Annotated in this window: 2 protein-coding genes and 1 pseudogene; 2 read left to right on the plus strand and 1 reads right to left on the minus strand. The window is 68.5% G+C overall.

All coding sequences use genetic code 11. From position 1 onward, the window contains the following. Positions 1 to 118 (minus strand): annotated as a pseudogene (locus tag GKQ77_RS30650) (N-acetyl-gamma-glutamyl-phosphate reductase); the annotation flags it as partial. A 238-nt stretch (positions 119 to 356) separates the two neighbouring features. On the opposite strand from GKQ77_RS30650, the gene GKQ77_RS30655 reads away from it, so the two are divergent. Both GKQ77_RS30655 and GKQ77_RS30660 read left to right on the plus strand, forming a co-directional pair. Next, positions 357 to 1,706, plus strand: coding sequence for a hypothetical protein (locus GKQ77_RS30655; protein ID WP_219692382.1), 1,350 nt, complete (start codon positions 357 to 359; stop codon positions 1,704 to 1,706). A 204-nt stretch (positions 1,707 to 1,910) separates the two neighbouring features. Next, positions 1,911 to 3,062, plus strand: coding sequence for an acyl-CoA dehydrogenase family protein (locus GKQ77_RS30660; RefSeq protein ID WP_258022262.1), 1,152 nt, complete (start codon positions 1,911 to 1,913; stop codon positions 3,060 to 3,062). The last annotated feature ends 127 nt before the right edge of the window (positions 3,063 to 3,189 follow it).

Genomic DNA, 3,189 nt, shown 5'->3' on the forward strand with positions numbered 1-3,189 from the left:
TACCCGGGAAACGCGAGGAGACCGCCCCCACCACCTCCACCTCGGGATGCCCGATCAACAACCGCAACAACTCACCGCCGATATAACCCGCCGCACCCACCACCGCAACCCGGATCACCGGCACACCTCCCACACCGACACACAACGACCCGCCACGACAACTCCCTCCGGTCCGAACCGCCCACCCATGCGAAGGAAAACTACGAGTCCGCCCGCACCGCACGCGTCCGCGACAAACGCATTCCGAAGGACGCACGGCACTGACTTTCCGGCCGTTCGACTACGCGCTCCGATTACTCGCGGCGAACCCCGCACATGTCACCCTCGGTGAACGCAAGAGAGGGGAACCACAGCAGATGTCACGCGATCTCGCACTGACCGAGAGGTACCTGGAGAAGGTGGGGAGGCCCCTGCGTCCGGCACACGAGAGCGAGTTCGCCCGTGTCTGCTACGGAGGGAAATACGCGCCCCGCCCGGTCTTCCTCGGCGCGGCGGAGATACAGCGGCTGACCAGGGATCTGGAAGTGCTGCGCGGTGCGCTCTACCGCCTTCCGGGACTTCTGTTCGGCGGCGACATCGGCGCGTTCGCCCGCGCCAACGGAATGGACGAAGGACAGGTCCGTGCCGTCGAGCGTTGTTCCGCCGCCATGCCGGACGCGTTGACCAGCATGGGGCGAGCGGATCTCTACCGCGACCGATCCGATTTCCGCCTCATGGAATTCAACATCGGCAGCACGATCGGCTACGAGAACGGGGACATGTGCCGGGAAATGCTGGCGGACCCCGAGTTCGGCCCCTTCGCCGCGGAGGAAAATCTCCGTTACGTCGACACGGTCGTGGAACAAGTCCGTACGTTCCGGCACGAGATGGGGCTGGCGCCCGATGACCGGCCCGTCGTCGCCCTCACCGAATGGCCGTCGAACCTGGCGGAGCTGGCGCCGTACATGAACGCGCTCGTCAGGCTGTGGAGCGACCACGGCCTCGACGCGCACCCGTGCCACGTCGGGCAGCTGGAGCGGCGGGACGGCAGGCTGTGGCTGGGCGAGCGCCCCGTCGACATCGTCTACCGGCAATTCATGATGCAGGACCTGCTCGACGACAACGTCGACGCGTTGCTGGAACCGCTGCTCGGGGCGCTGGAGGACGGTGAGGTACGCATGTTCACCTCACTCGAGTCGGAACTGTACGGAAGCAAGGCGTCGCTGGCCATGCTCTCCGACCGCGCGCACCGGAAACTCTTCTCGGACGAGGAACTGGCCGTCATCGACCGGCTGATTCCCTGGACTTCCCCGGTGACTTCCGAACCCGTCGTCCTGGAGGACGGCACCGAGGGTTCGCTGCTGGATCACGCGGTGGCACATCAGCAGGAACTCATCCTGAAACCCACCCTGTTGTACGGCGGGCAGGGAATTGTCCCCGGCTGGTCACCGGAGGTCACTCCGGAGGACTGGCGCAGGATACTGGTCGATGCCATGGACGGCCCGTACGTGGTACAGAGGCGAATTCACGCCGTCCCCGAGCCCTTTCCGCAGCCGGACGGTGAGACGCGGCCCTGGATCGTCAACTGGGGCGTGGTCCTGATGACATCCGGATATGGCGGGCTGCTCACCCGTTGTGCCCCCGCGGACGGTGACATCGATGTGCTCAACCGCGATCTCGGAGCGCTCCTCGGGTCCGGATTCCATGTCGGGCCGAGTACGGAGTAGGCGCGCGTACGGAGTAGGCGCGTACGGAGTAAGCGCGTAAGCGAGATGCGCAGCCTCCGGGAAGCGCGGTAACCGCCATACGTCCCGGTGGATGAACTTCTCGCGGACGCTCCTGATGGGGGGGTGGCCGTAGCGTCCTTTCCACGCGACGGACCGCCTTTCGAAAGGCCAGTCGCCGTGCTGACCAGCCGAGTGAGGATCACGATGAGTCTCTCCAAAGTGTTCGATGCCGAAGTCCTCGCCCTGCCCCTGTTCGACGACTCCCACCGCGCCCTCGCCGACGAGATGGCGCGCTGGTGCGAGGAGCGGGCCGAGGCGTGGACGGGCCTGGACACCACCGACCCCGCCGCCACCGGCCGGGCCATGCTCACCGAACTCGGTCAGTCGGGCTGGCTGCGCCACCTCGACCCCGGCCAGGACGACTCCGACGTCCGGTCCCTGTGCCTCAGGCGCCAGGCCCTCGCCTACCACGAGGACCTGGCCGACTTCACGTACTCGATCCAGGAGCTGACCGCCGCCGCGATCATCCGCCACGGCAGCGACGAGCAGCGCAGCCGCTACCTGCCCGGCCTGGCCGACGGGACGAGCGCGGGGGCGCTGGCCGTCTCCGAGCCCGGCGCGGGCTCCGACCTCGCCGCCGTGGCCCTCGAAGCCACACCCCACGGCGACGGGTTCGTCCTCAACGGCACCAAGACGTGGATCGCGCAGGGCGACATCGCCGACGTCTGCGTCGTCCTGGCCCGCACCGGGGACGGCCCGGGACCGCTGGGCCTGACCACCTTCCTCGTCGACTGCGCCACTCCCGGCTTCAAGGCCGAGCCCATCGGCGCGATCGCGCCCCGGTCGTGGGCCGAACTGACCTTCACCGACTGCCGCGTGGGCCCCGAGGCCGTGCTCGGCGAGCGCGGCCAGGGCCTCGTGGTCGCGCTCGACGTGCTCGAACGGGCCCGGACGACGGTGGCGGCCGCCGCGATCGGCTTCGCCAGGCGCGCCTTCGGGCTCGCCCGCGACCACGCACGTACCCGCAAGGCCTACGGGGGCAGGCTCGCCGACCTCCAGCTCGTCAAGTCCTCCCTCGCGGGCATGGACGTCAAACTGGCGGCCTCCTCCCTGCTGACCGCCCGCGCCGCCTGGGCGATGGACGCCGGTCTCGACCACGCCAAGCACTCGTCGACCGCCAAGCTCTACAGCACCGAGGCCGCCGGCGAGATCGTCGACGGCGCCGTCCAGATCCTCGGCGCCGCCGGGCTCGTCTCCGGCAGCGTGATGGAGCGGCTGTACCGCCAGATCCGTTCCCTGCGCATCTACGAGGGGTCATCGGAAGTGATCGAGATGACGATCGCCGACGCCCTGTGAACGGCGCCGAAGCCCTGTGAACGGCCCCATCCGCCCCCACGCTCGACAAGGGAAGACACCCATGACGCCACCACACTTGTGGCTGCGCGCCGAGACCCACCCCGGCGAGCAGCGCACCCCCCTGACC

Source organism: Streptomyces anatolicus (assembly GCF_019400875.1).
In the GTDB taxonomy this organism is placed as follows: domain Bacteria; phylum Actinomycetota; class Actinomycetes; order Streptomycetales; family Streptomycetaceae; genus Streptomyces; species Streptomyces anatolicus.

Coding starts and splice junctions, on each gene's coding strand:
- GKQ77_RS30655 (WP_219692382.1), top strand. CDS start 357: ATGTCACGCGATCTCGCACTGACCGAGAGGTACCTGGAGAAGGTGGGG.
- GKQ77_RS30660 (WP_258022262.1), top strand. CDS start 1,911: ATGAGTCTCTCCAAAGTGTTCGATGCCGAAGTCCTCGCCCTGCCCCTG.